Annotated in this window: 1 protein-coding gene; it reads left to right on the top strand. The window is 68.3% G+C overall.

All coding sequences use genetic code 11. The features are described from left to right. The first annotated feature begins 260 nt into the window (after positions 1 to 260). Positions 261 to 1,532, top strand: coding sequence for an IS110 family transposase (locus ACLJWH_RS41920; RefSeq protein ID WP_411147065.1), 1,272 nt, complete (start codon positions 261 to 263; stop codon positions 1,530 to 1,532). Positions 1,533 to 1,576: the final 44 nt, after the last annotated feature.

The following is a 1,576-nucleotide window of genomic DNA, read 5'->3' as shown; positions in this document are numbered from 1 at the left end:
CTACTCAGGAACGCCAGAGTCGCTGCGCTGATCACCTCGGGTCAGAGAAAATTGGGCGGGGCGTCCCGGCCAGCCGATCGATCTGCGATGCCGGTGAGCTCGTTACTCAGGATGGCCATGGGGGTTGACCGAGGGAACCACGGTTTGTTGCCATGGCAGCGGTCCGCTGCCGGGAGCACGCGTGTCAGACTCCGCACCTTCCCTTGACCCCTCCGGGGCGCCCTGCACAGGTCGATGGCGACGCGCGGCGGGGAGCGGGCATGGTCGGGCAGGACGTGAAGGACGTGAAGGACGAGATCATCTATCTGCGGTCAGCGGGGGTGGACCTGGGCAAGCGGTTCCTGGTCGCCTGCGCCCGCACGCCCAGCGCGAAGCGGCCGGGCAGCTGGAGCCTGGAGACGGAGCAGTTCGGGACCACCCAGGCCGAACTGCGCAGGCTGCTGGCCTGGCTGGTGGAACGGCAGGTCGAGGTCGTGGTCATGGAAGCGACCTCGGACTACTGGCGGGCCGTGTACTACCTGCTGCAGCCGCAGCTGAACCTGATGCTGGTCAACCCCTCCCACCTCAAGGGGATCCGGGGGCGCAAGACCGACCCGAACGACGCCGCGTTCCTTGCCCGGGCCGGCGCGTCCGGGATGGTGATGGGCTCGTTCGTGCCGCCCCAGGACATCCGCGAGCTGCGCGATCTGACCCGTCGTCGGACCGAGATCGCCCGTGCCGCAGGCCAGGAGGTTCAGAGGTTGGAGAAGGAGCTGGAGGACACCGGCTTCAAGCTCAGCGCGGTCCTGTCCAACGTGGTCGGGGCCTCCGGACGGGCGATCCTGGAGGCGCTGATCGCCGGTGAGCGGGACCCCGAACGCCTCGCCGACCTGACCGTGGGCCGAGCCCGCGCCCGGATCCCCGACCTGATCGGGGCACTGGACGGGAACTTCACCGCGCACCACGCGTTCATGGTCCGCCACTACCTCGACACGATCGACCACCTCAACTCCGTGGTCATCACCTTCGATGAGCGGGTGGCCACGCTGCTGGCCGACCTGGCGCGCGATCTGGACCTCCTGGACACCATCCCCGGGATCGGCCGGCTCGCAGCGGAGATCGTCATCGCCGAGACCGGCGGGGACATGGCCCAGTTCGCCACCGCCCACAACCTCGCCTCGTGGGTCGGCGTATGCCCGGGGCAGAACGAATCGGCCGGGGTGAGTCGATCGGGCAAGACCCGGCACGGCAACGCCAACCTCAAGCGGCTGCTCGGGGTCGCCGCGATGGCCGCGATCCGCAACAAGGACTCCTACCTCGCGGTGTTCTTCCGCCGGATCGCCGCCCGCCGCGGCGGCAAGCGGGCCCTGGTCGCGGTGATGCACAAGCTGGTCATCGCGATCTGGCACGTCCTGCACGACCACGTCCCCTACCGCGAACTCGGCGCCGACTACTTCACCAAACGAGACCCCCAACGAGCCATACGCCGCATGATCAAGGAGGCCAACAGCCTCGGCCTGACCGTCCGTTTCGACCCGATCGAAGCCGTCTGAACCCGTGCACCGGGCCAGCGTTCAAGCCCCTATTTTCGTGTCAG

It is taken from the genome of Streptomyces sp. x-80 (assembly GCF_046549095.1).
GTDB lineage: Bacteria > Actinomycetota > Actinomycetes > Streptomycetales > Streptomycetaceae > Streptomyces > Streptomyces celluloflavus.
This window is presented reverse-complemented; position numbering and strand designations above follow the sequence as displayed.

What these genes read in the sequence shown, in the direction of transcription:
- ACLJWH_RS41920 (WP_411147065.1), top strand. Translation starts at nt 261, where the DNA reads ATGGTCGGGCAGGACGTGAAGGACGTGAAGGACGAGATCATCTATCTG.